Origin of the sequence: Rhodococcus sp. KB6 (genome assembly GCF_001445685.1) — a bacterium.
Classification (GTDB): Bacteria; Actinomycetota; Actinomycetes; order Mycobacteriales; family Mycobacteriaceae; genus Rhodococcus_F; species Rhodococcus_F qingshengii.
This window is the reverse complement of sequence record NZ_LNAK01000095.1, coordinates 1-243: the sequence shown is the minus strand read 5'-3', so window position 1 is coordinate 243 and position 243 is coordinate 1. Positions and strand designations below refer to the sequence as shown.

The following is a 243-nucleotide window of genomic DNA, read 5'->3' as shown; positions in this document are numbered from 1 at the left end:
CGAAATAGCCTGACCCACAACACTCGCCGACGCATCCGCCGCCAACGCAGCATCCAACACACGATGGCTGACATGCACCGTCGTCTCCGTGATGCCGTACATGTTCACCAACGTCGGCGCGAAGTCACCGCGGCGGCCGTACCAGTCCGACAAGCGTCGAAGCTCGAGCGCCTCGCCGCCGAAAACAACCCACCGCAACGACAACTCAGCGGCCTGACCGGATTCCGACGCCAACCGATCAGC

1 protein-coding gene is annotated in these 243 nt (G+C 63.4%); it reads right to left on the bottom strand.

The window, feature by feature from the left end:
* A partial coding sequence (locus ASU23_RS12325) for an AMP-binding protein (RefSeq protein ID WP_156423155.1) occupies positions 1 to 243 on the bottom strand: 243 nt, incomplete at both ends.